The sequence below is a fragment of the Streptomyces tateyamensis genome, assembly GCF_003205575.1.
Lineage (GTDB): Bacteria > Actinomycetota > Actinomycetes > Streptomycetales > Streptomycetaceae > Kitasatospora > Kitasatospora tateyamensis.
Genome location: NZ_PYBW01000038.1, coordinates 1 through 24282, shown reverse-complemented (window position 1 = coordinate 24282; position 24282 = coordinate 1). Strand labels below are relative to the sequence as shown.

General features: G+C 73.5%; 18 protein-coding genes and 1 pseudogene. 14 read left to right on the top strand and 5 right to left on the bottom strand.

Annotation, left to right across the window (positions count from 1 at the left end; translation table 11 throughout):
- Positions 1-87: 87 nt before the first annotated feature.
- The 4 genes from C7C46_RS11930 to C7C46_RS11915 are packed head-to-tail and all read left to right on the top strand — an operon-like array spanning position 88 to position 3507.
- Positions 88-1176, top strand: a complete 1089-nt coding sequence (locus C7C46_RS11930) for an ABC transporter ATP-binding protein (RefSeq protein ID WP_110668613.1) — start codon at positions 88-90, stop codon at positions 1174-1176.
- Positions 1166-1834 (top strand): ABC transporter permease, encoded by a 669-nt coding sequence (locus C7C46_RS11925; RefSeq protein ID WP_110668611.1) that lies wholly within the window; start codon positions 1166-1168, stop codon positions 1832-1834. The genes C7C46_RS11930 and C7C46_RS11925 overlap by 11 nt, the downstream gene beginning before the upstream one ends.
- Positions 1831-2502: an ABC transporter permease gene (locus C7C46_RS11920; protein WP_110668609.1), complete on the top strand. Its 672-nt coding sequence runs from the start codon at positions 1831-1833 to the stop codon at positions 2500-2502. Before C7C46_RS11925 ends, C7C46_RS11920 begins: the two co-directional genes overlap by 4 nt.
- Before the next feature lie 54 nt (positions 2503-2556).
- On the top strand, positions 2557-3507 hold the full coding sequence (locus tag C7C46_RS11915; protein ID WP_110668607.1) for an ABC transporter substrate-binding protein: 951 nt from the start codon (positions 2557-2559) through the stop codon (positions 3505-3507).
- Positions 3508-3576: 69 nt separating this feature from the next.
- Here the strand turns inward: C7C46_RS11915 and C7C46_RS36405 are convergent, their stop codons facing one another.
- Positions 3577-4377, bottom strand: coding sequence for an aggregation-promoting factor C-terminal-like domain-containing protein (locus C7C46_RS36405; RefSeq protein WP_245984360.1), 801 nt, complete (start codon positions 4375-4377; stop codon positions 3577-3579).
- A 401-nt stretch (positions 4378-4778) separates the two neighbouring features.
- On the opposite strand from C7C46_RS36405, the pseudogene C7C46_RS11905 reads away from it, so the two are divergent.
- The 3 genes and pseudogenes from C7C46_RS11905 to C7C46_RS11895 all read left to right on the top strand — a co-directional run.
- Positions 4779-5210: pseudogene (locus C7C46_RS11905) on the top strand (class I SAM-dependent methyltransferase); the annotation flags it as partial.
- Positions 5211-5541: 331 nt separating this feature from the next.
- On the top strand, positions 5542-7599 hold the full coding sequence (locus C7C46_RS11900) for a glycosyl hydrolase family 18 protein (protein WP_110668603.1): 2058 nt from the start codon (positions 5542-5544) through the stop codon (positions 7597-7599).
- Positions 7600-7722: 123 nt separating this feature from the next.
- On the top strand, positions 7723-8709 hold the full coding sequence (locus C7C46_RS11895) for an NAD-dependent epimerase/dehydratase family protein (protein WP_110668601.1): 987 nt from the start codon (positions 7723-7725) through the stop codon (positions 8707-8709).
- Here the strand turns inward: C7C46_RS11895 and C7C46_RS11890 are convergent.
- Positions 8681-10081: an FAD-binding oxidoreductase gene (locus tag C7C46_RS11890; RefSeq protein ID WP_220040597.1), complete on the bottom strand. Its 1401-nt coding sequence runs from the start codon at positions 10079-10081 to the stop codon at positions 8681-8683. The two genes, C7C46_RS11895 and C7C46_RS11890, sit on opposite strands and share 29 nt — an antisense overlap.
- Before the next feature lie 698 nt (positions 10082-10779).
- On the opposite strand from C7C46_RS11890, the gene C7C46_RS11885 reads away from it, so the two are divergent.
- Together C7C46_RS11885 and C7C46_RS11880 are read left to right on the top strand one after the other, a co-directional pair.
- Complete coding sequence (locus C7C46_RS11885) at positions 10780-13008, top strand: hypothetical protein (RefSeq protein ID WP_110668599.1); 2229 nt, start codon at positions 10780-10782, stop codon at positions 13006-13008.
- A 108-nt stretch (positions 13009-13116) separates the two neighbouring features.
- Positions 13117-13716: an O-methyltransferase gene (locus C7C46_RS11880; RefSeq protein ID WP_110668597.1), complete on the top strand. Its 600-nt coding sequence runs from the start codon at positions 13117-13119 to the stop codon at positions 13714-13716.
- 7 nt (positions 13717-13723) lie between these two features.
- Here C7C46_RS11880 and C7C46_RS11875 read toward each other — a convergent pair whose 3' ends face one another.
- From C7C46_RS11875 to C7C46_RS11865, 3 genes are all read right to left on the bottom strand, one after another.
- Complete coding sequence (locus C7C46_RS11875) at positions 13724-14671, bottom strand: S66 family peptidase (protein ID WP_425470054.1); 948 nt, start codon at positions 14669-14671, stop codon at positions 13724-13726.
- Positions 14672-15539: 868 nt separating this feature from the next.
- A complete protein-coding gene (locus C7C46_RS11870) occupies positions 15540-17030 on the bottom strand; it encodes an MFS transporter (protein ID WP_110668596.1) in 1491 nt (496 codons plus the stop codon).
- A gap of 101 nt (positions 17031-17131) precedes the next feature.
- The gene (locus C7C46_RS11865; protein WP_110668594.1) at positions 17132-17809 is read right to left on the bottom strand and encodes a TetR/AcrR family transcriptional regulator; all 678 of its coding nucleotides are present in this window, start codon (positions 17807-17809) and stop codon (positions 17132-17134) included.
- A 217-nt stretch (positions 17810-18026) separates the two neighbouring features.
- Between C7C46_RS11865 and egtA the strand changes: the two genes are divergently transcribed.
- The 5 genes from egtA to C7C46_RS37540 all read left to right on the top strand — a co-directional run bounded on the left by egtA (position 18027) and on the right by C7C46_RS37540 (position 24223).
- Complete coding sequence (gene egtA / locus C7C46_RS11860) at positions 18027-19358, top strand: ergothioneine biosynthesis glutamate--cysteine ligase EgtA (RefSeq protein ID WP_110668592.1); 1332 nt, start codon at positions 18027-18029, stop codon at positions 19356-19358.
- Between the two features lie 20 nt (positions 19359-19378).
- Positions 19379-20710 (top strand): ergothioneine biosynthesis protein EgtB, encoded by a 1332-nt coding sequence (gene egtB / locus C7C46_RS11855; RefSeq protein ID WP_245984363.1) that lies wholly within the window; start codon positions 19379-19381, stop codon positions 20708-20710.
- Positions 20710-21465, top strand: a complete 756-nt coding sequence (gene egtC, locus C7C46_RS11850) for an ergothioneine biosynthesis protein EgtC (protein WP_110668588.1) — start codon at positions 20710-20712, stop codon at positions 21463-21465. Before egtB ends, egtC begins: the two co-directional genes overlap by 1 nt.
- A 16-nt stretch (positions 21466-21481) precedes the next feature.
- Positions 21482-22456, top strand: a complete 975-nt coding sequence (gene egtD / locus C7C46_RS11845) for an L-histidine N(alpha)-methyltransferase (protein ID WP_110668586.1) — start codon at positions 21482-21484, stop codon at positions 22454-22456.
- Between the two features lie 120 nt (positions 22457-22576).
- A complete protein-coding gene (locus C7C46_RS37540; RefSeq protein ID WP_181442307.1) occupies positions 22577-24223 on the top strand; it encodes an alkaline phosphatase family protein in 1647 nt (548 codons plus the stop codon).
- Positions 24224-24282: the final 59 nt, after the last annotated feature.

Genomic DNA, 24282 nt, shown 5'->3' with positions numbered 1-24282 from the left:
CCGGGTGTTTGTGCTGACACAGTCTCAGACTCCCGACCGCACCACCGCACACTTCGGTGCCCCGGCACCCCTGCGCAGGAAGCTCACGTGATCAGATTCGACGGCGCCGGCAAGCGCCACCCCGACGGCACGATCGCCGTCGAGGAGTTGGACCTCACCGTCCCGGCCGGGCGGACCACCGTCCTGGTGGGCCCCTCCGGCTGCGGCAAGACCACCCTCCTGCGCATGGTCAACCGGATGGTCGAGCCGACCAGCGGCCGGGTGCTGCTGGACGGCACCGACGTGGCCCAGCTGGAGCCGGCCAAGCTGCGCCGCGGCATCGGCTACGTGATCCAGCAGGCCGGGCTGTTCCCGCACCGCAGGGTGCTGGACAACATCGCCACCGTGCCGTATCTGCTGGGCTGGGACCGCAAGCGGGCCCGCAGCCGGGCGATGGAGCTGCTGGAGCTGGTCGGGCTCGCGCCGGAGACCGCCAAGCGCTACCCGTTCCAGCTCTCCGGCGGCCAGCAGCAGCGAGTCGGGGTGGCCCGGGCGCTGGCCGCCGACCCGCCGCTGCTCCTGATGGACGAGCCGTTCAGCGCCGTGGACCCGGTGGTCCGGGCGGGGCTGCAGGAGGAGCTGCTGCGCCTGCAGGCCGAGCTGAACAAGACGGTGCTCTTCGTCACCCACGACATCGAGGAGGCGGTGCGGCTCGGCGACCAGATCGTGGTGCTGCGCGAGTACGGCCGGATCGGCCAGGTCGCCGACCCGGCCACCCTGCTGTCCGCGCCGGCCGACGAGCAGGTGGCCCAGTTCCTCGGCCGGGACCGCGGCCTGCGCGGTCTGGGGCTGCGTCCGGCGGCCGGCATCGCGCTGCTGCCGGCCGGGCAGCCGCACCGGGGCTGGACCCTGACGGTCGACCAGGACGGCCGCCCGACCGGCTGGTCCGGCCCGGGCGAGACGGTCCGTCAGGTGACGGTCTACCAGCCGGGCCTGGACACCCTGCGCACCGCGCTGGACAGCGCCGTGCTCTCCCCCGCCCGGGCCGCCGTCGCGGTCGACGAGGACGGCCGGGTGCTCGGCCTGGCCGCCCGCGAGGCGGTGCTGGACGCGCTGGACGCGGCCGGCCCGCAGGCGGTGGCCGCCGTCGCCGCGGCGGGCGACGAGATAGCGGGCGGGGGCGGCCGTGGGCGATGAACCCCTGGTCCGCTGGCACTGGCTGGCCACCCACACCGACTACCTGCGCGGGCTGCTGCTCGACCATGCCGTGATCGCCCTGCTCCCGGTGCTGATCGCGCTGGCCGGCGCGGTGCCGCTCGGCCTGGTCTGCGCCCGCTTCCCGCGGCTCTACCAGCCGCTGGCCGCGGTCTTCAACGTCGTCTACGCGCTGCCCGCGCTCGCGGTCTTCGTGGTGCTGATCCCGTACACCGGCCTGGCCACCCAGGCCACCGTGATGATCCCGCTGACCTGCTACGCGCTGGCGGTGCTGCTGCCCACCACGGTGGACGGGCTGCGCGCGGTGCCCGAGCCGGTGCGCCAGGCGGCCACCGCCCTCGGGTACGGCCCGTGGCGCCGGCTGGCCGCGGTCGAGCTGCCGGCCGCGGTGCCCTACCTGGTGGCGGGGCTGCGGGTGGCGGCGGTCTCCAGCATCTCGCTGGCCAGCGTGGGCGCGCTGGTGGGGCGCGGCGGGCTGGGCTACCTGTTCATCGACGGCTTCCAGCGCACCTTCCCGACCCCGATCATCGCGGGCATCGTGCTCACCGCGGCGCTGGCGCTGGCCACCGACGCGGTGCTGCTGCTGGCCCGCCGGGTGCTGGCGCCCTGGGCCCGGCGCGAGGCGGTGGCGGGCCGGTGAACTGGTTCTCCTGGCTTTCCACGTTCTTCTCCGCGCCGGACCGCCAGCACGGCCCCGACTCGATCGTCCACCGGGTCGGCGAGCACCTGCTGCTCTCCGGCGAGGCGCTGGGGCTGGCCGTGCTGCTGGCGGTCCCGCTGGGCCTGCTGCTCGGCTACACCGGCCGGGCGGCGGGGCTGGTGACGGCGCTGACCGGGGCCGCCCGGGCGCTGCCCACCCTCGGGCTGGTCACCCTGGCGGTGCTGGTGGCCGGGGTGGGCGACTCGGCGGTGCTGGTGCCGCTGGTCGCGCTGGCCGCCCCCGTGCTGCTGGTGGCCGCCTGCGAGGGGGTGCGGTCCACCGATCCGGACCTGCGCGACGCGGCCCGCGGCATCGGGCTGACCCATCCCCAGGTGCTCCGGCAGGTCTGCGTCCCGTGGGCGCTGCCCGCGCTGCTGGCCGGGCTGCGCACCGCCGCGGTCCAGGTGATCGCCACCGCCACGGTGGCCGCCTACGTCGGGCTGGGCGGGCTCGGCCGGTACGTGGTGGACGGCCTGGCCACCCGCGACTTCCCGCAGACCTTCGGCGGGGCCCTGCTGGTGGTGCTGCTGGCGGTGGCCACCCAACTGCTCTTCGCCCTGCTCAACCGCTTCGCGCTGCCCGCCGGGCTGCGCCGGTCGCGCGGCTGACCGCTTTCCCTTTTCTCCTTTTTCTCCTTTTCCCGTTGTGAAAGGACCTTTCCGATGATCCTGCGCTCACGCACCCTGTCCGGGGCCGTGCTGGCGGCGGCCGTCGCCGTCTCGCTCACCGCCTGCTCCAGCTCCGCGAAGGACCCGCTGGCGGCCGGCGCCCCGGCCGGCGGCTCGCCCGCCGCCTCCGCCGGTGGCTCCGGTGCCCCCGGTGCCTCCGGTCCGGTGGTGATCGGCTCGGCCAACTACCCGGAGAACGTGCTGCTGGCCTCGATCTACTCGCAGGCGCTGCAGGCCAAGGGCGTCAAGGTGACCGAGAAGTTCAACATCGGCAGCCGTGAACTGCTCTACGGGCAGATCAAGGACGGCAGCCTGACGGTACTGCCGGAGTACAACGGCGCGCTGCTGCAGTTCCTGGACGCGAAGGCGACCGCCGTCACCACCCCGGACGTGAACGCGGCGCTGACCAAGGAGCTGCCCGGCACCCTGGGCATCCTGACCTCCTCCCCGGCCGAGGACAAGGACTCGCTGACGGTCAGCAAGGACACCGCGGCCAAGTTCAACCTGAAGACGATCGCCGACCTGGCGAGCCAGGCGGGCCAGTTCAGCATCGGCGGCCCGCCGGAGTTCAAGACGCGGCGCGAGCAGCAGTTCAAGGACGCGTACGGGCTGACCTTCAAGGAGTGGAAGCCGACCGGGGACACCACGGCGAACGCGCTCAAGGACGGGACGATCCAGGTGGGCAACGTGTTCACCACCGACCCCAAGCTGGTCTCGCTGGGCCTGGTGGCGCTGGACGACCCGAAGAACGTGTTCGGTGTGCAGAACGTCACCCCGCTGGTGAACAAGGCGGGCGTCAACCCCACGGTGACGGCCGCGCTGAACGCGGTCTCCGCCAAGCTCGACACGGCGGGGCTGACGGCGCTGATGAAGCGGGTCGCGGTGGACAAGGACGACCCGTCGGCGGTCGCCAAGGACTGGGTCAAGGCCAACGGCCTGGGCTGACCCGCACGCACGACGAGCCCCGGGGAGCGTGTGCTCCCCGGGGCTCGTCACATCGGTACCGGCGGCCGATCAGTACCAGTGGTGGTTCTGCCAGAACACCCACGCGGCGTTCGGGCTGCCGTAGCGCTCGTTCATGTAGTTCAGCGTCCACTTGATCTGGGTGACCGGGTTGGTCCGCCAGTCCGAGCCCGCCGAGGCCATCTTGCTGGCCGGCAGGGCCTGGCCCAGGCCGTAGGAGCCGGAGGACGGGTTGGTGGCCGTCAGGTTCCAGCTGCTCTCGTGGTTGACGATGTTGGCGAAGGAGTTCCACTGGCCCGCCGGCACCATGCTCTGCGCCAGCGCGCGCAGGCCGCTCGGGCTGGTGTCGGTGGCCACCGGGGCGGCGGCCAGCGCCGGGCGGTCCTCGGAGCGCGAGGCGGCCTGGTTGTCCTGCGGTGCGGGCTGGGCGGCCGGCTGCGGGGCGGGAGCCGGCTGCGCGGGCTGCTCCGCGGCGGCGGGCTGCGCCTGCTGGGTCGGCTGCGCGGCCGGGGTGGCCGGCTTGGCCTGCTCGCCGCCGGTGAACGGCGCGGCGGTCACGGTGTGGCCGGCCCCGTTCTTGTCGGCGCCCTTGAGGTACGGCGCGCTCTCGATCTTGGAGGCGTCGCCCGCGGCCACGGCGACGGTGGAGCCGGTAGGGGCCCCGGTGTGGGACAGCTTGAGCTCAGCACCCTGCGCGGTCGCGGCAGGAGCGGCGTGGGCGCCGACCACGCCGGCGGCGTCCGAGGGGAGCGCGAAGGCCACGGCGGAGACGGCACAGGCGGTGGCCAGGCCGGCCGAGGCGAGGACCACGGACGATCGGTTGCGAACGGTGGTCATCAGGGCGCTGCGCATCAAGGATTACCTCTTCGGTGTTGCCGGCCTCCGGGCGCACGGCGGCAGCGCGGCCGGGGGGCCGTGCGCTGGAGCGTGGACGCGCCGGTGACCGTGGGGCACCCCGGAAGCCGGTCGGTGCCGTACGGAAAGCGCTCCGCCGAGGATGGTGCGGTCCCGGAGTCGAACCGGGTGGGGGCGGCGCGCTTGGCGACTCGTCCAGGTTTAACGTGATCCGCCGCCAGGCGGCAAACACCCCTGCGGCACGCCAGGTAGCCGTCCGGTCACCCAGGAGCGCCGGATCCGCTCAACCCGGCGGCTGGCGGCGGTCGGGACGCGACGTAGTGGGCATCACCCTGTGGGGATGCTCACCAGCCCGGTCACGCCGGGTAGCCGCCCGAAACCTGTTTGCGCACGGTCCGGCCGACCGCCTGCGCGCCCTGGCGGAGGCCTGCCGGGTGGTCCGCCCGGGCGGGCTGGTGGTGGCCGCCACCATCAACCGCTTCGCGGGGCTGCACGACACCATGCGCTCGGGTGCCTACTTCGAGCCGGCCAACCGCCTTGCCACCTCCGCGTGCGTGGCCGACGGCATACTGCGCCCGGCCTCCGAGCAGAACCTGTTCACCACCGCCTACTTCCACCTGCCCGCCGAGGTGCCGGTGGAGTTCGCCGCGGCGGGGCTCGAACCGCGCGGACAGTACGGCCTGGAGGGTGCTGCCTGGCTGCTGGGCGTCGAGGAGCGGCTGGACGACCCCGAGCAGCGCGCGCTGGTGCTGGCCGCGCTGCGCGCCGCGGAGTCCGAGCCCTCTCTGCTGGGCGTCAGCGGCCATCTGCTGACATCCGGAACTCGCTGACGCCGCAGGGTGATTGAGGATCCGTCGCGTCCCGTCCGGCGGGGCCCGGGGCGCAGCGGGCCGGGCTGATTGATTGTTAGGACTCTTGACAGACAACTGGTCTAGTCCAACTATGGGACCTGTCCATCCGACCGGATGCACTGTGGGGGTGTGACCACCGGCCGGCGGGGCCACGCCCTGCCCTTTTCGCCCAACCACCCCCTTTTCTGCGCTACTTGACCGCCATACCGGCAGCATTTCGCCGGTCGTTGTCATGCGCAAAACCTGCACCACCCGATGCACCACCCGTTCGCGTGCCACCTTCCCCCATACACGTCTGCTGGAGCACTTGATGCGACTTCACAGATCCCTCCAGGCGGTGCTGACCACCGGCGCCACCCTGGCCGCCTCGGCCGGCCTGCTGGTCGGCGGCACCGCCGCCCACGCCGCCACCGGGACCCCGCTGCCCGCGCACGTCTTCGCCCCCTACTACGAGGCGTACACCCCGGGCAGCCTCACCTCGCAGGCCTCCCAGTCCGGCAACAAGTACCTGAGCATGGCCTTCGTCCAGGCCGACACCAAGGGCTCGTGCACCCCGTACTGGAACGGCAGCACCGGCACGCCGATCACCAGCGCCAACTTCGGCAGCGACATCGCCACCGTGCAGCAGAACGGCGGTGACGTCATCCCCTCCTTCGGCGGTTACGCCGCCGACAACGGCGGCACCGAGATCGCCGACAGCTGCACCGACGTCAACAAGATCGCGGCGGCCTACGAGTCGGTGATCACCACCTACAACGTCAGCCGGATCGACCTGGACACCGAGGACAACTCGCTGACCAACACCGCCGGCATCGACCGGCGCAACAAGGCGGTCAAGCTGGTCGAGGACTGGGCCGCGGCGAACGGGCGCACCGTCCAGTTCTCCTACACCCTGCCGACCACCACCAGCGGCCTGGCCTCCTCCGGCCTGGCAGTGCTGAAGAACGCGGTCACCAACAACGCGCGCATCGACGTGGTCAACATCATGACGTTCGACTACTACGACAACGCCTCCCACGAGATGGGCACCGACGCGGAGAACGCGGCGACCGGCCTCTACGGCCAGCTGGCCAAGCTCTACCCGAGCAAGTCGGCCGCCCAGCTGTGGGGTTCGATCGGCATCATCCTGATGCCGGGCATCGACGACTTCGGCGCGGCCGAGACCACCACGGTGGCCGACGCGAAGAACGTCCAGACCTGGGCCACCGGGAAGGGGATCAACACCCTGTCGTTCTGGGCGCTGCAGCGCGACAACGGCGGCTGCGTGGGCACCGCGGGCTCCGACACCTGCTCCGGGATCGCCCAGGGCACCTGGGACTTCAGCCACGCGCTGGAGCCGTTCACCTCGGGCGGCGGGACCACCACCAACGACTTCTCGCTGAGCGACTCGCCGGCGGCCGGCTCGGTGGCTCCGGGCTCCTCCACCTCGGCGAGCATCGCGACGGCCGTGACCTCGGGCTCGGCGCAGTCGGTGGCGCTCTCCGTCTCCGGCGCCCCCGCCGGCGTCACCGCCAGCATCAGCCCCGCCTCGGTCACCGCCGGCAACAGCGCGACACTGAGCATCAGCACCACCGCGGCCACCGCCCCCGGCAGCTACCCGCTCACCGTCACCGGCACCGCCGCCTCCGGCACCCACACCGCCACCTACACCCTGACCGTCACCGGCACCACGGCCAACGACTTCTCGCTCGCGGCCTCGCCGGCTGCGGGTTCGGTCGCGGCCGGCTCCTCGGCCTCGGCGAGCATCGCGACGGCCGTGACCTCGGGCTCGGCGCAGTCGGTGGCACTCTCCGTCTCCGGCGCCCCCGCCGGCGTCACCGCCAGCATCAGCCCCGCCTCGGTCACCGCCGGCAACAGCGCGACACTGAGCATCAGCACCACCGCGGCCACCGCCCCCGGCAGCTACCCGCTCACCGTCACCGGCACCGCCGCCTCCGGCACCCACACCGCCACCTACACCCTGACCGTCACCGGCGGGTCCGCCGGCGGCTCGCTGGTCAACGGCGGCCTGGAGAGCGGCAGCCTGAGCCCGTGGACCTGCCAGAGCGGCGGCGCGGTGGTCTCCACCCCGGTGCACTCCGGCTCCCACGCGCTGCTGGCCGCGCCCACCGGCAGCCAGACCGGCGAGTGCGACCAGACCGTCACCCTGCTGCCCAACCACGCCTACACGCTGACCGGCTGGGTCCAGGGCAACTACGCCTACCTCGGCGTCAGCGGCGGCGCGACCGGGTCCACCTGGACCTCCGCCTCCGGCTGGACCAAGCTCTCGGTCCCCTTCACCACCGGCGCCAACGGCACCGTGACCGTCTACCTGCACGGCTGGTACGCCCAGGGCAACGTCTACGGTGACGACTTCGCGATCAGCTGACGCACCGCCACCAGCGGCCCGGCCGGCCCCCGCCTCGGGGGCCGGCCGGGCCTTCGCGCGTCAGGACCGCGGGGGGATGGAGGATGATCGCGGGAGTGCCGTAGCGGTCGAGGAGGAGCGCGCATGCGTCAGGTGCTGGTGACCGGGGCCACCGGGACGGTGGGCCACCCGTTGGCGCGCCTGCTCGCCGAGCGCGGCGACCGGGTGCGGGCGCTGGTGCGCGATCCGGCGGCGGCGCAGCGGGTGCTGCCGCCCGGGGTGGCGGCGGTCGCCGGGGACGTCACCGACCCGGCCTCGGTGCGGGCCGCGCTGAAGGGCTGCGACACCGTGTTCCACACGGCCGGCCTGCCCGAGCAGTGGCTGACGGACCGCTCGCTCTTCCAGCGGGTGAACGTGGACGGGACCGCGCACCTGGTCGACGCCGCCCTCGCCGAGGGGGTTTCCTGCTTCGTGCACACCAGCACCATGGACGTCTTCGAGCGCCCGCACGAGGGCAGCTTCGACGAGTCCGCACTGGCCGAGGCCCCCCTGGGCACCGCCTACGAGCGGTCCAAGCAGCAGGCCGACCGGCTGGTCAGCACGGCGATCGCCGAGCGCGGGCTGCCGGGGCGGATCGTCCACCCGGCCGCCGTCTTCGGTCCGGGGCCGGCCCACCCGACCGCGTTGAACCGGCTGCTGGTGGACCTGGCCCGCAACCGGGTCCCGGTGCTGCCGCCGGGCGGGATGGCGGTGGTGGGCAACGAGGACCTGGCACGCGGTCAGCTGCTGGTGGCTGAGCGGGAGATCGGGGCCCGCTATCTCTTTGTCGACAAGTTCCTGGAGCTGCCGCAGCTGGCCGAGCTGGTCCGCTCGGTGCACCCCGGCACCCGGGTGCCGATGCCGCTGGCCACTCCGGTGGCCTGGGTGGTGGCCGCGGTCGGTGAGCTGGCCGCCAAACTGACCCGCAGCGCCCCGCTGCTCTCCTTCGGCGAGCTGCACTTCCTCACCGCCGAGGTCACCCCGAGCGCCGCCCGGGCCCGCCGGGAGCTGGGCTGGGCACCGGGTGAGGCGGCCGAGGCGGTGGCGGCGACGCTGCGTCACTTCAGGGCAGCAGCTTCCCCGGATTCATGATCCCCAGCGGGTCCAGCGCCTGCTTCACGGTGCGCAGCAGCTCCAGCTCCAGCGGGTCGCGGGTGTACGCCAGGGCGTCCCGCTTGAGCACCCCGATGCCGTGCTCGGCGCTGACCGTGCCTTCCCACTGCGCCACCAGCCGGTACACCGCCGCCGACACCTCGGCGGCCCGCTCGCCCGCCCCGAGCACGTTGAAGTGCACGTTCCCGTCCCCCACGTGCCCGAAGGCGTTGACCACGGTGCCCGGGAAGGCGCGCGCGACCTGCTCCTCGGCCGCCGCGACGAACTCCGCCAGTGCGCCCAGCGGGACCCCGACGTCGTGCTTGACCGCGCCGCCGGCCCGCTTCTCCGCCTCCGGCAACCCCTCGCGAAGGGCCCAGAAGGCCCGCGCCTGCGGGCCGTCCAGCGCGGGCAGCGCATCGGCGGCCAGGCCCCGTTCCAGCGCCTCGGCCAGGAACTCCCGCAGCTGGTCGGCCAGGCCCACCGGGTCGCGGGTACCGGTGGCCTCGACCAGCAGGTAGCGCGGGTGCGGGCGGGCGAACGGGTCGCGGGCGCCGAGCTGACGGGTCAGCAGGTCCAGCCCGGTGCGGGAGAACAGCTCCAGCGCCGTCAGCCGGTCCGCCAGCACCTCGCGGGCCAGCGCGAGCAGCGCGGTCACCGCGTCGAGGCCGGGCAGCGCGAGCAGGGCCACCGCGTGGTGGCGGGCGCGCGGGACCAGGCGCACGGTGGCCGCGGTCACCACGCCCAGGGTGCCCTCGGAGCCGATCAGCAGCTGCTTGAGGTCGTAGCCGGTGTTGTCCTTGCGCAGGCGGCGCAGCCCGTGCCAGATCCGGCCGTCCGGCAGTACCGCCTCCAGGCCGAGCACCAGCTCGCGGGTCATCCCGTAGCGCAGCACGTTGCTGCCGCCCGCGTTGGTGGCGATCGCGCCGCCGAGCCGGGCGCTGCCCTCGGAGGCCAGGCGCAGCGGGAAGGCCAGCCCGTGCTCCTCGGCGGCGCGCTGAACGTCCGTCAGCACGCAGCCGGCTTCGGCGGTGAGGGAGAAGTCGGCGGGGTCGACTTCTCGGATCCGGTCCAGGGCGCGGACGCTGAGCACCACCTGCGTGCGGTCCCCGAGCGGGATCGCCCCGCCGACCAGCCCGGTGCCCCCGGCGAACGGGACCACGGGGATCCGGTGCTCGGCGCAGACCCGGAGGGCGGCGGCCACCTCGGCGGTGCTGCGGGGGCGCAGCACGGCAGCGGGGCGGGCGGGGAGCAGACCCCGCTCGTCCCGCACGAACCCGGCCGCCGCCGCCCCGGGGTCCAGCACCCCGCGCTCCCCGAGCACCCCGCGCAGCTGGGCCAGCCCACGTGCCAGCGCTGTACCGTCACTCACGTTCCCCACGCTATCCCGCCCTCGGCCCTCCCGGGCCGCTGAGCCCCCTCGCGGGGTACCCGGGGGCGCAACCGGTCCACCTGCTTGCGCACCGCAGCCTCCCCGGGAGCCTCGTACACCTCGGGGGGCTCGCGGTGTACCCCGCGAGGAGGGGCCGCGCGGCGGGCGGGCCGGGTTCGTGGCGGTGCTGGACGAGCGCACCCTGGCGAACACTCGCTGCACAACATCATCGCCCTGTCCCACCTGTCAGCCAGGATGAACGGCCTGACGGTGCAGCAGATCGAGCAGAACGAGCGCGAGGCGCTGCTCCACCGCTACGGGTGAGCGGTCAGTTCCGGCCATTCACCGGGCCGCCCAGCACCGCCCCGCGCACCCCGCACCGCGGCATCGGAGGTATCCGCCCGATACCGGCCCAGTAGGCGCAACACCCCTCCACACCAAACCTGTTGACTTTCACCCCCACCCCGCCGCCGACCCCGAATCGGACAGCCGCGCGCCCCGCTGCGCCCCGGGGCCCCTGGCCGTCGGCCGCCGCCCTGGGTTAGCGTCCCGTGGTCGGCGCCCAGTGCGCGTCGGGCACGGGACGGGCGCGCTGCGCCGGGGGCGTCCCGCCACGGGGGGATCCACCTGAGCAACCGCTGAGCACGTCCAAGGCGCCCGCGGGAGACGGGCGCCTCATTCCGTGGAGGCAGAATTCAATGGGCTTGAGGGCCGGCACCATCCGCTGGACCGCCGCGCTGGGCACCGCCGCCTTGCTGGCGCTCGGCGCACCCGCCGCCGCGCACGCGGACACCGCACCCGCGTACCGCACCGACCTGCGAATCCTGGTGATCGACGACGGCGGCCCGTCGGTGGCCGCGATCACCGCCGAACTGACCGCCGAGGGCGTCCCGTTCACCGAGTTCAACTACTACGACCACACCCGCCCCACCGTCGACGCGGCCTTCCTGACCGGCACCCTGCCGGACGGCACCGTGGAGGCGAAGTACCAGGGCGTGGTGCTGCCGGCCGCGAACGCGCTGGGCATCGACGCGGCCGAGGCGGTCGCCCTCAGCTCCTACGAACGGACATACAACATCCGCCAGTTGGATGCCAGCAGCTACCCGCAGCCGAGCAACGGGCTGAACTGGCCGCAGAACCCGGGCTACCTGGGCGCGCTGGACGGGATGACCGCGCAGGTCACCCCGGCGGGCTCGGCCGCCGCCTTCGGCTACCTGCAGGGCGGCATCCCGATCGAGGACAACAACCCCTCGGTGACCGAGAGTTACGGTTTCCTCTCGACCCCGCTGACCAGCCCGGCCACGGGCAGCAGCTTCACCCCGCTGGTGCAGCTGCCGATCCCGGGCAGCACGGCGCAGGGCAGCCTGGTCGGCGACTACCACCACAACGGCCACGACGAGCTGGTCACCACCTTCGCCTACAACCAGTACCAGCGGCAGTGGCGGCTGCTGGCCCGCGGCATGGTCGACTGGCTGACCCAGGGCGTCCACCTGGGCTTCGCCCGCAACTACCTCTCGGTCCAGGTGCAGGACGTGCTGCTGAGCGACAACCGCTGGAACAGCACCCTGAAGTGCACCTCCGGTGACGTGAACTGCACGCCGGTGCCGGGCAGTCCGGAGGCCGCCCCGATCCGGATGACGCCCGCCGACGTGACCTACGCCCAGCAGTGGGAGGCGGCCAACAACCTCACCCTGGACCTGGCCTACGACGGCAGCGGCAGCGAGGCCGTCACCGCCGCCGCCGGCTCCGACCCGCTGGCCGCCCAGTTCGCCGCCCAGGCCGGCTCCTTCCGCTGGCTGAACGGCGGCTACGGGCGCCAGTACCTCGGCTGCGTGCAGAACACCGCCGTGGTGCCCTGGGTCTGCAGCACCGACGCGAACGGCGCGGTGCAGTGGGTGAGCCAGGCCGACATCACCTCGGCCGTGCAGACCAACACCGCCTGGGCCCGGGCCAAGGGGCTCCCGGTGGACGCCGGCGAGCTGGTGACCAGTCAGTACTCGGGCCTGGCGCTGGCTCCGCAGCAGCCGCAGGACAACCCGGCGCTGGCCCCGGCGCTGACCGCGCTCGGCGTCTCGGCGCTCGCCTCCGACGGGTCCGCCGAGTCCGCCGCCCGCCAGGTCGGGTCGGCCACCACCGTCCCGGGGCACCCGCTCGACCTGTTCCACAACGTCGCCACCGCCGCCGGCGAGACCGACGAGTACAACTGGACCTACACCTCCGCGGCGCAGGGCGGCAGCGGCGCCTGCACCAACTCCACCACCAGCACCTGTCTGGCCGCCCCGCTGGACACCACGACCGGCTTCGGGAGCACCATCGTGCCGAGCACGGCCGCCATCGCGCTGCAGCACGTGCTGACCGACGACCCGAGCCCGCTGGTGCTGCACCAGGCCGGCCTGACCGAGGACCGGATCGCCTACCCGGTGCTCGACCAGGTGCTCAGCGGCTACCGGGCGCTGTTCGCCGCCACCACCCCGGTGGTGAACCTGCGGCTGGCCGACCTGGCCGCCCAGCAGCGCCAACAGGCGGCCTGGCGGGCGGCGTTGGCCGTCGGCACCGTGACGGCCTACCAGGTGGGCCAGGCAGTCACGGTCACCGCGCCGGCCGGGGTCGCGGTACCGGTGACCGCGCCGAGCGGCAGCGTGCAGGTGCAGCCGGCCGGCACGGCGGCCACCGCGGCCGGCACCGCCTACGCCGGCGAGCTGTCCGGCTGGCTGCTCCCGGCCTCGGGCGAGGGCACGGTCACCGTCCAACTGCCCTCCCCGGCGGCACCGCAGGCCCTGGCACCGAACACGCGGGCGGCCCGGTCCGCCCCGGCCCGCTCAACGGCCACCGCCCCGGTCACCGCGGCCGTGGTCCCGGCGAGCGTGGCCCGTCCGGTGCCGCTGGGCCCGGGCGACCAGGTGCGGATCCGCGCCGGCAAGCGCTGACCCCCACGGAGGAACCGGCCCACCCGGCAGGCCCCCACCCGCGCGTCGGGTGGGGGCCTGCCAGCATGGGACGCGTCAACTGCGCGCCCACCGCTGGAGAGTGCCCGAATGTCCCTGCACGGCACCGCCGCCCACCGCACCGCCGCCGACCTGCCGCCGCTGGTCCACCGGGCCCTGGCCGCCGCCGAGGCCAACGGGTTCGCCTACTCCTGCCGCCCCGAACAGGGCCGGCTGCTGCGCGCCCTGGCCCAGGGTGCACCCGCCACCGTCGCCGAGAGCGGCACCGGCTGCGGGGTGGGCCTGGCCTGGCTGGCCACCGGCGCGGCCCCGGGCGTGCGCCTGCTGAGCGTGGAGCGCGATCCGGCGCGCGCGGCGGTGGCGGCCGCGGTCTTCGCCGACCAGCCGCAGGTCACCGTGGTCTGCGCGGACTGGACGGAGCTCTACCGGCACGGCCCGTTCGACCTGCTGGTGCTGGACGGCGGCGGCCAGGGCAAGGGCGGCGACGCGGCCGACCCGGCCCGCCTGCTGGCCGTGCACGGCACCGTGGTGGTGGACGACTTCACCCCCGCCACCGGCTGGCCCCCGCTGCACGAGGGCCGCCCGGACATCGCGCGCATGCACTGGCTGGAGCACCCGGCGCTGCGCGCGGTGGAGCTGCGCCTGGCGGCCGATCTGAGCGCGGTGGTCGGCCGCCGGTGCGCGAACTGACGGAGCATCAGTACCGGACGGTGATCCGCCGTTCGATCCCGTCCACCCGGATCGATCCGCCGCAGGGCAGGATCAGCTGCGGGTCGGTGTGCCCGAAGTCCACGTCGAAGACCGCCATGGTCCGCGGCGCGTACTCGGCCAGCGCCCGCAGCACCGCCTCGCGCTGCTCCTTGCGGTAGGCGGCCTTGGCCTGCGCGTCGCCCGGGCGCTCGAAGCTCCAGGCCTTCGCCCGGGCCATCAGCAGTGCGGGGAACTGGGCGAGCAGTCCGCGCTCGCCGAGGTTGCGCAGGATCCGGTAGACCTCGGTGCTGCTGGGCAGTTCCTCGCTGGTCTCCAGGTAGAGCACCTGGCCGGCGTACTGCTCGACCGGCCCGATCTCCTTGTCGGCCATCGCCATCCAGGCCAGGATCTCCAGGTTGCCGCCCCAGCCCGGGCCCTCGACCACCCGGTCGCCCTGATGCCAGATCCAGCCCTCGCCTGCCTCCATCGGCGGCTCGGCGTCGAGCAGTTCGGCCTCCGCCCAGTCGAACTCCTGGTCGCGCACCAGCGGTTGCGGGAGCAGCTCGTACTCCTGACTCCCGTCGCCGAACAGGGCCGCGCGCAGCGAGTCGGTGCTGGCGGGCTGGAGCGAGCCGCCGCGGCCCAGGTGCACCATGACCGAGCCGCCGTGGTAGCTGACCATGCCGCAGTTGCGCAGGAAGAGCAGCAGGTTGGTGTTGTCGCTGTACCCGAAGAACGGCTTGGGGTTGGCGCTGATCAGCTCCCGGTCCAGGTGCGGCAGCACGGTGATCTGGTCGTCGCCGCCGATGGTGGCCAGCACCGCCTTGATACTCGGGTCGGCGAAGGCGGCGTGCAGGTCGGCGGCGCGCTCGGCGGGGGTGGCGCCCCACTTGGCGGTGCCGGGGTACACCACCGGCTCCAGACCGAACTCCTCGCGCAGGCGCTTGAGGCCCAGCTGGTAGGGCAGCGGGAAGAGGGCCGGCACGGCGGCGCCCGGCGAGAGCACGGCCACCTTGTCGCCGGGCTTCGGCTTGGGCGGGTGCACCGGCGCGGGCGCGGCGAGCTCGGCCAGCTCCGCGGCCCGGCGCAGGTCCTTGGGGCGGCCGAGGGCGCGGCGCATCGCGATCAGGTCCGCGCGGCGCAGGTAGCGGATCACCGTGCCGTCCGGGCCGGGGGTGGTCAGCGCGCGCTCGGCGAAGCCGGCCACGTCCAGACCGCCCCAGGGCAGCTTGGGGGTGCACAGGTCGCCGCCGGCCCGCGCCGTGGTGTAGTCGATCTTGCGTGCCTGGAACGCCTCGGCCCGGCAGGGCAGTTCGCCGCCGTCCTCGCCGTACAGCCGGGCGCCCACCGCGGCGAAGGCGGCAGCCATTGCCGCGGCGTGCTGCGGCGCACCGCTCCACAACAGGTCCAGGTCGCCGGTCAGCTCCTGCGAGCCGTGCAGGATGCCGGCCACCTGCCCGATCACCACCACCGGTGCGCCCCGGCGGTCCAGTTCGGCGAGCAGCTCCAGCGGGTCGAAGCCGACCGCGCCGTCGGTGCCGACCGTGCCCACCGTCTCGTCGGCATCCTCGTGGCCCAGCCCGGTGGGCGGGCGCTCGCGCACCAGCTCGGCGGTGCGGGCCACGGCCTCGCGCAGGCGGTCCAGCGGGGTGCGGGCCATACAGGGGGCTCCTTCGGTGCGAACGGGTCGTCAGGCGAGCAGACCACGCCCGTTCGCGCACTGTCCACCGAGTAAGGCGCGCGACGCCGAACGCCGCCCCTCCCGGTGCGGGAGGGGCGGCGTTCGGCGCCAGGACCTGTCTCAGCCGGCAGGTGTCAGCCGGTCAGTGCGCCATCACCGGCACGTCGACGAGCTCGCCGTCGGCCCCGACGGGCAGGTGGTTCTGCGCGCCGCCGCCGTTGAGCAGGATCCCCGACAGGACGGCGGCCACCAGCAGGAAGCCGAAGGACCACCAGATCGCGTGGGCGAAGCCGTGCACCTGTGCCTGGGCCGCGAGCAGCTGCGGCGGCAGGTGCGGGTTGGACGGCACGAAGGACTTGGTCGCGGCGGTCGCCACGGTGCTCAGCGCCGCGGTGCCGATCGCGCCGCCGACCTGCTGCGAGGTGTTGACCATCGCGGAGGCCACACCGGCGTCGGTCGGGCGCACCCGGAAGGTGGCCAGGCTCATGGCCGGCATGAACGCGGTACCCATGCCCAGACCCATCAGGACCAGGCCGGGCAGGATCAGCCAGTAGGACGAGTCGACCTTGATCTGGGTCAGGATCGACATGCCGGCCGCGGCGACCAGGAAGCCGGGCGCCATCAGGTACCGGGCCGGGACGCGGTTCATCAGGCGGGCACCGATCTGGGTGGAGCCGGTGATCATGCCGACCACCATCGGCAGGAAGGCCACGCCGGTCATCACCGGGGAGTACCGCAGGATGTTCTGCATGTAGTAGGTCAGGAACAGGAACAGACCGAACATGCCGATGATGGCCAGGCCCAGCGCCAGGTAGGAGCCGCCGCGGTTGCGGTCGAGCACCACGCGCAGCGGCAGCAGCGGGGCCTTGACCCGGGCCTCGACGGCCACGAAGGCGGCCAGCAGCACGGCCGCGGCCACGAACAGGCCGATCGTGGTGCCGTTGCTCCAGCTGGTCTCGGCGGCCTTGGTGAAGCCGTAGACCAGCGCGACCAGGCCGCTGGAGACCAGCAGCACGCCGGGGATGTCCAGCCGGTTGCGGTTGAGCCCGCCGGCCGGCTCGCGGATCACCATGATCGCGCCGGCCACCGCGAGGATCGCGAACGGCACGTTGATGTAGAAGGTCCAGCGCCAGTTCAGGTACTCGGTCAGCACGCCGCCGAGGATCAGGCCGATGGCGCCACCGCCACCGGCGACCGCGCCGTAGATGCCGAAGGCCTTGGCCCGCTCGTGAGCGTCGGTGAACATCACCGTCAGCAGCGAGAGCGCGGCGGGGGCCAGCAGCGCGCCGAAGACGCCCTGCAGCGCACGGGCGCCGACCAGCATCCCGAAGTTCTGCGAGGCACCACCGATGGCGGAGGCGGCCGCGAAGCCGACCAGGCCGACGATGAAGGTGCGGCGGCGGCCCCACAGGTCGGCGATCCGGCCGCCGAACAGCAGCAGGCCACCGAAGGCCAGCGCGTAGGCGGTGATCACCCAGGAGCGGTTGGTGTCGGAGAAGCCGAGCGACTTCTGGGCCGAGGGCAGCGCGATGTTCACGATGGTGGCGTCGAGCACCACCATCAGCTGGGCGAGCGCGATGAACGCGAGCGCCTTCCAGCGGTTCTGGTCGGCCTGGGGGGCCACTTGAGACATGGGTGTACTCACCTAACGGCAGGAGATCGGTGCTGAGCAGTCGGACGCGATGGATTCACGTCCGGGTGAAGTTCAGGAGACGGCCCGGCGGCCGCTGCGGGTCATGGGCGCCGCAGTTCCTCCAACGTGATGGGCCGGCCGGGCAGCTCGGAGCAGCCGGCGGCCCGCAGCCCGTCGAGGAACAGGGCGAGGTGGCGGTGGACGAACATCGACTCGTCGTGCGCCAGGCACTGCGAGCCGGGCAGCGGTCGGGTCAGCCGGGCCAGGGCCACGAAGACGTCGCCGGGGGCCACGTCGGTGCGCATGGTGCCGGCCTGCTGGGCCCGGTCCATCAGGGACTGGACCGCGCCGTCGAGCAGGGTCTTGACCGCGAACAGCTCGTCGTCGGCGTGCAGCGCGACGTGCTCGGAGAGCAGCGTGCACAGCGCGCCGACCCGCTCGTCGGCCGCCGCGTGGACGAAGCGGCACAGGGCCGCGAAGGCGTCCGGCTCGAACTGCGCCTCGCGGGCCCGGACCAGGATCCGGTCCAAGACCGAGAGCGCGACCTGCTGGGCCAGCGCCGCCCGGTCGGGGAAGTTGCGGTAGACGGTGGCGTTGCCGACGCCGGCCCGGCGGGCGATCTCGTCCATCGGTACGTCGACGCCGACCTCGACGAACAGCTCCCGAGCGGCGGCCAGGATCCGCTCGCGGTTTCGGGTGGCATCCGCCCGGAGCCGGGGCGCGGCGGGGCGGACCGGCGGGCGGTCGTCCAGCGGAGGCTGGGGCACCAGGGTTTCCATTGCTGCGCTCCTCTCAGTGGTCGGGCGGTAACGGGGACAAGCTCCCCACTTCCTTCGACTGTACTCCAAACGGGGAGAGCGTCCCCGGATATTTCCGGTTCCTGGACTTTTCTTCGCCTGTGACCCGCATCACGCCACTGGCAAGCCCGTGTGACCCGCCGCAGACTGGGCAGGAAGGACGGGGCCATGCCACTGATGATCATGAGGACGTGATGCAGTGAACCTGGTACGACCGTCGAGCTCGCCCCTCGACAACGAGCCGCAGGCACCGCCGACGGTGACCCCGCTGACCGAGAACTCGGCCGAGGTCTACGTCGCCTCCACCTGCTTCAAGATCGGGCCGCCCGGTCGGGTGGGCGTCGAGCTCGAATGGTTCGTCCACGACGCCCAGCAACCGCACCGTGCCCCCTCCCCCGACCGGGTGGACGCCGCGCTCGCCGCGCTGCACCTGTCCCCCGACCGGCCACTGCTCCCCCTGGGCTCCCGGATCACCCGCGAGCCCGGCGGCCAGGTCGAGCTCAGCTCCCCGGCCGCCGCGGACCTGGCCGACTGCCTGGCGACCACCGCACAGGAGCTGGACACGCTGCGCGCCGCCTTCACCGCCCAGGGCCTGACCCTCGCCGGCTACGGTACCGAACTCCACCCCCGGCCGCGGCAGGTGACTTTGCGTCAGCCGCGCTATCTGGCGATGGAGGAGTACTTCGGCAGGTCCGGTCCCTGGGGCAAGATCATGATGTGCGCCACCGCCTCCACCCAGGTCTGCCTGGACTCCGGCACCGACCGGCCCGGCAGCGCGGGCTTCCGCGAGCGCTGGCTGCTGGCCCACCGGCTCGGTCCGGTGCTGGTCGCCGCCTTCGCCAACTCGCCGCTGCTGGACGGGCGGCCGACCGGCTACCGGTCCACCCGCCAGGCCGTCTGGTCGAGGATGGACCCCAGCCGCACGCTGGCCCCCACCGCCCCCGAGTGCGACCCGCGCGAGGCCTGGGCGCGCTACGTGCTGGACGCCCAGGTGCTCTGCGTGCGCCGCCCGGCGCCCGCGCCGTGGAGCGCGCCGGCCGGGCTGACCTTCCGCGCCTGGCTGCGCCGCCCGCCGGCCGAGCGGCCCACCCTGGCCGACCTGGAGTACCACCTGACCACGCTCTTCCCGCCGGTGCGCCCGCGCGGGTACCTGGAGCTGCGCATGATCGACGCGCAGCCGGGCGACGGCTGGGTGGCGCCGGCCGCGCTGACCGCGGCGCTGTTCGCCGACCACCGGGCGACCGAGGCCGCACTGGAGGCCCTGGAGCCGCTCGCCTCGGCGGTCACCGAGCCCGGGCCGCGCGGCCCCGCCTGGACCAGGGCCGCCACCCGTGCGGTGGCCGATCCGCTGCTGCGCCGCGCGGCGCTGGGCTGCTTCGCGGCCGCCGACGCCGCGCTCGGGCGCACCGGCCGCGACGAACCGGCGCGCGCCACCCTGGCCGAGTTCGCCGACCGCTACACCGCCAGGGGCCGATGTCCGGCCGACGACCTGCTCGACGGCGCCGCTCGCCAGGAGGACGCACCGTGCTGAACCCGCCCGCCCACCCCGAGCTGACTCTCGAGCTGACCGACGAGCAGTTGCGCGAGGCCATCGCCGCCCGGCTGCTGACCGCCCGGGACCGCACCCGGGGCCTGACCGACTGCGTGGACGACGGCGAACTGACGGCCCAGCACTCCCGCCTGATGTCCCCGCTGGTCTGGGACCTGGCGCACATCGGGAACCAGGAGGAGCTCTGGCTGCTGCGCAACGTCGGCGGCCGGGACCCGATGCACCCCGAGATCGACCCGCTCTACGACGCCTTCGAGCACCCGCGCGCCGAGCGCCCCACGCTGCCACTGCTGCCGCCCGCCGAGGCGCGCGCCTACGCCGCCGAGGTGCGCGGCCGGGTGCTCGACCTGCTGGCGGGTGTGAGCCTGACCGGCACCCCGCTGCTGGCGGCCGGCTTCGCCTTCGGCCTGATCGCCCAGCACGAACAGCAGCACGACGAGACCATGCTGATCACCCATCAGCTGCGCCGGGGCGAGGCGGTGCTCACCGCACCGGCTCCCGCGCCCGCACCGGCGGACCGGCTGCCCGCCGAAGTGGTGGTGCCCGCCGGGCCGTTCACCATGGGCACCGACACCGAGCCCTGGGCGCTGGACAACGAGCGCCCGGCCCACCAGGTGGACCTGCCCGCCTTCGCCATCGACACGGTCCCGGTGAGCAACGCCGACTACCAGCGCTTCCTCGCCGACGGCGGCTACCAGCAGCCGCGCTGGTGGAGCGCGGCGGGCTGGGAGCACCGGCAGGCGGCCGACCTGACGGCGCCGCTCTTCTGGACCCGCCAGGACGGGGTCTGGCTGCGCCGCCGGTTCGGGCGTACCGAGCCGGTGCCGCCGAACGAGCCGGTGCTGCACGTGACCTTCTACGAGGCCGAGGCCTACGCCCGCTGGGCCGGGCGGCGGCTGCCCACCGAGGCCGAGTGGGAGACGGCGGCCCGGTTCGACCCGGTCAGCGGCCGCTCGCGCCGCTTCCCGTGGGGCGACGAGCCGCCCGGGGCGCAGCACGCCAACCTGGGCCAGCGCCACCTGCAGCCGGCCGAGGTGGGCAGCTACCCCGAGGGCGCCTCGGCGCTGGGGGTGCGGCAGTTGATCGGCGACGTGTGGGAGTGGACGGCCAGCGACTTCACCCCGTACCCGGGCTTCAGGGCCTGGCCGTACCGGGAGTACTCGGAGGTCTTCTTCCCCGAGCCGGGACAGGCGGGCGAGTACAAGGTGCTGCGCGGCGGCAGCTTCGCGGTGGACCCGGTGGCCTGCCGGGGCACCTTCCGCAACTGGGACTACCCGGTCCGCCGCCAGATCTTCGCGGGCTTTCGCACCGCCCGTGACCTGGACGGCTCCTGATGTGCCGACACCTCGCCTACCTCGGCGAGCCGGTGAGCCCGGCCGAGGTGATCGTCGAGCCGCCGTACGGCCTGTACCGCCAGTCCTGGGCGCCGCGGCTGCAGAGGCACGGCACGGTCAACGCCGACGGCTTCGGCCTGGGCTGGTTCGCCCCGGGCGACCCGGTGCCGGCCCGCTACCGCCGCGCGGTGCCGATCTGGGCCGACGAGAACCTGCTGGACCTGGCCCGGGTGCTGCGCACCCCCGCGCTGCTGGCGGCGGTCCGCTCGGCCACCGCGGGCACCAGCGCCGAGCAGTCCGCGGCCGCCCCCTACGCCGGCGACGGCTGGCTGTTCAGCCACAACGGCGCGCTGGCCGGCTGGCCGAGCGCGCTCGGCACGCTGGCCGAACTGCTGGCACCGGCCGACCTGCTCACGCTGGAGGCGCGCTGCGACTCGGCACTGGTCTGGGCGCTGCTGCGGCGCCGGCTGCGAGCGGGCCAGGAGGTGGGCGGCGCACTGGCCGACACCGTCGCCGAGGTGGCCGACCGCACCAGCGCCCGGCTCAACCTGCTCGTCACCGACGGGCGGGTGATCGCCGCGACCGTCTGGGGCGACACCCTCTTCCACCGCCTGGAGCTCGGCCGCTCGGTGCTGGTCGCCTCCGAACCCGGCGACGACGGCCCCGGCTGGACCCCGGTGCCCGACCGCTCCGTCGTGCTGGCCACGCCCGACGCGGTGACGGTCCGCCCGCTCGATCTCACCACCGCCGCCTGAGAGGAACCCGTTGACGATGACCAGCTTCGAACTCACCCGGCTGCTCCCGGCCGACCACTTCGCCCGAGCGCTGCGCGAGGACGTGCGCACCGGGCTGACCGCCGACGACAAGTGGCTGCCGCCGAAGTGGTTCTACGACAAACGGGGCAGCGAGCTGTTCGAGGACATCACCCGGCTGCCCGAGTACTACCCGACCCGGGCCGAGCGGGCCATCCTGACTGAGCGGGCGGGAGCGGTGGCCGCGGCCACCCGGGCCCGCACCCTGGTCGAACTGGGCTCCGGCTCCTCGGAGAAGACCCGGCTGCTGCTGGACGCGCTGCGTGGGCTGGGCACCCTGGACGCCTACGTCCCGGTGGACGTGAGCGAGAGCGCACTGCGCGAGGCCGGTGAGCAACTGACGCTCGACTACCCCGGGTTGTCGGTGCACGGAGTGGTCTCCGACTTCACCGCCGAGCTGGGGCTGCCGCGTTCGGCGCCCGGGCCGCGCCTGGTGGTCTTCCTCGGCGGCACGCTGGGCAACTTCACCCCCGCCGAGCGGGCCCGGTTCCTGACCGCGCTGCGGGCCGAACTGGCACCCGAGGACGCAGTGCTGCTCGGTACCGACCTGGTCAAGGACCCGGCCGTGCTGGTCGCCGCCTACGACGACGCGGCCGGGGTGACCGCCGAGTTCAACAAGAACCTGCTCAACGTGCTGGACCGGGAGCTGGAGGCCACCTTCGACCCGGAGGCCTTCGAGCACGTCGCGCGCTGGGACGCCGAGCGGGAGTGGATCGAGATGCGGCTGCGCTCGACCCGGACGCAGCAGGTCGCCATCCCCGGCGTGGAGCTGACGGTGGACTTCGCGGCCGGCGAGGAGCTGCGCACCGAGATCTCGGCCAAGTTCCGCCGCGAGGGGGTGGCCGCCGAGCTGGCGGCAGCCGGCTTCGCGCTGCACGAGTGGTGGACCGACTCGGAGGGGAGGTTCGGCCTCTCGCTGGCCCGGCCGGCCTGACACCGTCGGCCGCTCCTGCGTCAACAACCTCCAGCGGAAGATCAAGTACTCCTCGGAGAGCGGGAATTCGCATGGCGTTCGCAACAGCGCATCTTGTGTGAACACCGTCAATTGCGAATGATGGCAATCATCATCCGCCTCTTCGAGGAGTCCGCGTTGCGTCTGCCACGTCCGGCCACCCGCCTGGCCGCCACCCTCGGCCTGCTCTGCGGCCTGGTGACCAGTGTCACCGGCATCAGCTCGGTCACCGCCGCCACGCCCGCCCTGGCCGCCGCCGGGGTGCCGCGCCCCGACCACGTGGTGCTGGTCATCTTCGAGAACACCTCGGAGAGCTCGATCATCGGCAACTCCCAAGCCCCCTACTTCAACCAGCTCGCCACCAGCGGCGCCAACTTCACCGACTCCCACGCCATCGAGCACCCCAGCGAGCCGAACTACCTCGACCTGTTCTCCGGCTCCAACCAGGGCGTCACCGACGACTCCTGCCCCCACACCTTCAGCACCGACAACGAGGGCGCCCAACTCATCGCCAAGGGCCTCACCTTCAAGGGCTACTCCGAGGACCTGCCCTCGGCCGGCTCCACCGCCTGCACCAGCGGCAAATACGCCCGCAAGCACAACCCCTGGGTCAACTTCAGCAACGTCCCCACCGCCGACAACCAGCCGTTCTCGGCCTTCCCCACCGACTTCACCCAGCTGCCCACCGTCTCCTGGGTCGTCCCCAACCTGTGCAACGACATCCACGACTGCTCCATCTCCACCGGCGACACCTGGTTCAGGACCCACCTGGACGCCTACGCCCAGTGGGCCAAGACCCACAACAGTCTGCTCATCACCACCTTCGACGAGGACGACAGCTCCACCTCGGCCAACCAGATCACCACCCTGTTCAACGGCCAGTCGGTGAAGACCGGCACGTACGGTGAGCACCTCGACCACTTCGGCGTCCTGCGCACCATCGAGGACATGTACGGGCTGCCCTACGCCGGCTCCGCCGCCCAGGCCGCCCCCGTCACCGACGCCTGGACCACCGGCACCAGCGGCAGCGTCACCGTGACCAACCCCGGTGCGCAGACCGGCACCGCCGGCACCGCCGCCTCCCTGCAGTTGGCCGCCACCGACACCGCCGGCGGCACCCTCGCCTGGTCCGCCACCGGACTGCCCGCCGGCCTGTCGATCAGCGCCGGCGGCCTGATCACCGGCACTCCCAGCACCGCGGGCACGTACTCCGTGACCGCCACCGCCACGGACTCCACCGGACCCACCGGCTCCACCACCTTCAGCTGGACCGTCAACCCCGCCGGGGGCGGCGGCTGCACCGCCGGCCAACTGCTCGGCAACGCCGGCTTCGAGACCGGCAGCGCCCCGCCGTGGACCGCCAGCAGCGGGGTGGTCGACAACAGCTCCTCCGAGGCCGCCCACTCCGGCAGCTGGAAGGCCTGGCTGGACGGCTACGGCTCCGCCCACACCGACACCCTCTCGCAGACCGTCACCATCCCGGCCGGCTGCAAGGCCACCTTCAGCTTCTGGCTGCACATCGACACCGCCGAAACCGGTTCGACCGCCTACGACAAGCTCGCGGTGACCGCCAACACCACCACCCTCGCCACCTACTCCAACGTCAACGCCGCCACCGGCTACGTACAGAAGAGCTTCGACCTCTCCTCCTACGCCGGCCAGACCGTGACGCTGAAGTTCACCGGCACCGAGGACAGCAGCCAGCAGACCAGCTTCGTCATCGACGACACCGCGCTCAACGTCTCCTGAGCTTCCTGACCCCAGCGCCACGGGGCGGGGGAGCGGCGACCGCCCGCCCCCCCCCCCCC

Bases quoted from the DNA above. Each gene is read 5' to 3' on its own strand.
- C7C46_RS11880 (WP_110668597.1), top strand. From the start codon at position 13,117: ATGTCCCTGCACGGCACCGCCGCCCACCGCACCGCCGCCGACCTGCCG.
- C7C46_RS11885 (WP_110668599.1), top strand. From the start codon at position 10,780: ATGGGCTTGAGGGCCGGCACCATCCGCTGGACCGCCGCGCTGGGCACC.
- C7C46_RS36405 (WP_245984360.1), bottom strand. From the start codon at position 4,377: ATGCGCAGCGCCCTGATGACCACCGTTCGCAACCGATCGTCCGTGGTC.
- C7C46_RS11915 (WP_110668607.1), top strand. From the start codon at position 2,557: ATGATCCTGCGCTCACGCACCCTGTCCGGGGCCGTGCTGGCGGCGGCC.
- C7C46_RS11895 (WP_110668601.1), top strand. From the start codon at position 7,723: ATGCGTCAGGTGCTGGTGACCGGGGCCACCGGGACGGTGGGCCACCCG.
- egtD (WP_110668586.1), top strand. From the start codon at position 21,482: ATGACCAGCTTCGAACTCACCCGGCTGCTCCCGGCCGACCACTTCGCC.
- C7C46_RS37540 (WP_181442307.1), top strand. From the start codon at position 22,577: ATGGCAATCATCATCCGCCTCTTCGAGGAGTCCGCGTTGCGTCTGCCA.
- C7C46_RS11900 (WP_110668603.1), top strand. From the start codon at position 5,542: ATGCGACTTCACAGATCCCTCCAGGCGGTGCTGACCACCGGCGCCACC.
- C7C46_RS11870 (WP_110668596.1), bottom strand. From the start codon at position 17,030: ATGTCTCAAGTGGCCCCCCAGGCCGACCAGAACCGCTGGAAGGCGCTC.
- egtC (WP_110668588.1), top strand. From the start codon at position 20,710: ATGTGCCGACACCTCGCCTACCTCGGCGAGCCGGTGAGCCCGGCCGAG.
- C7C46_RS11865 (WP_110668594.1), bottom strand. From the start codon at position 17,809: ATGGAAACCCTGGTGCCCCAGCCTCCGCTGGACGACCGCCCGCCGGTC.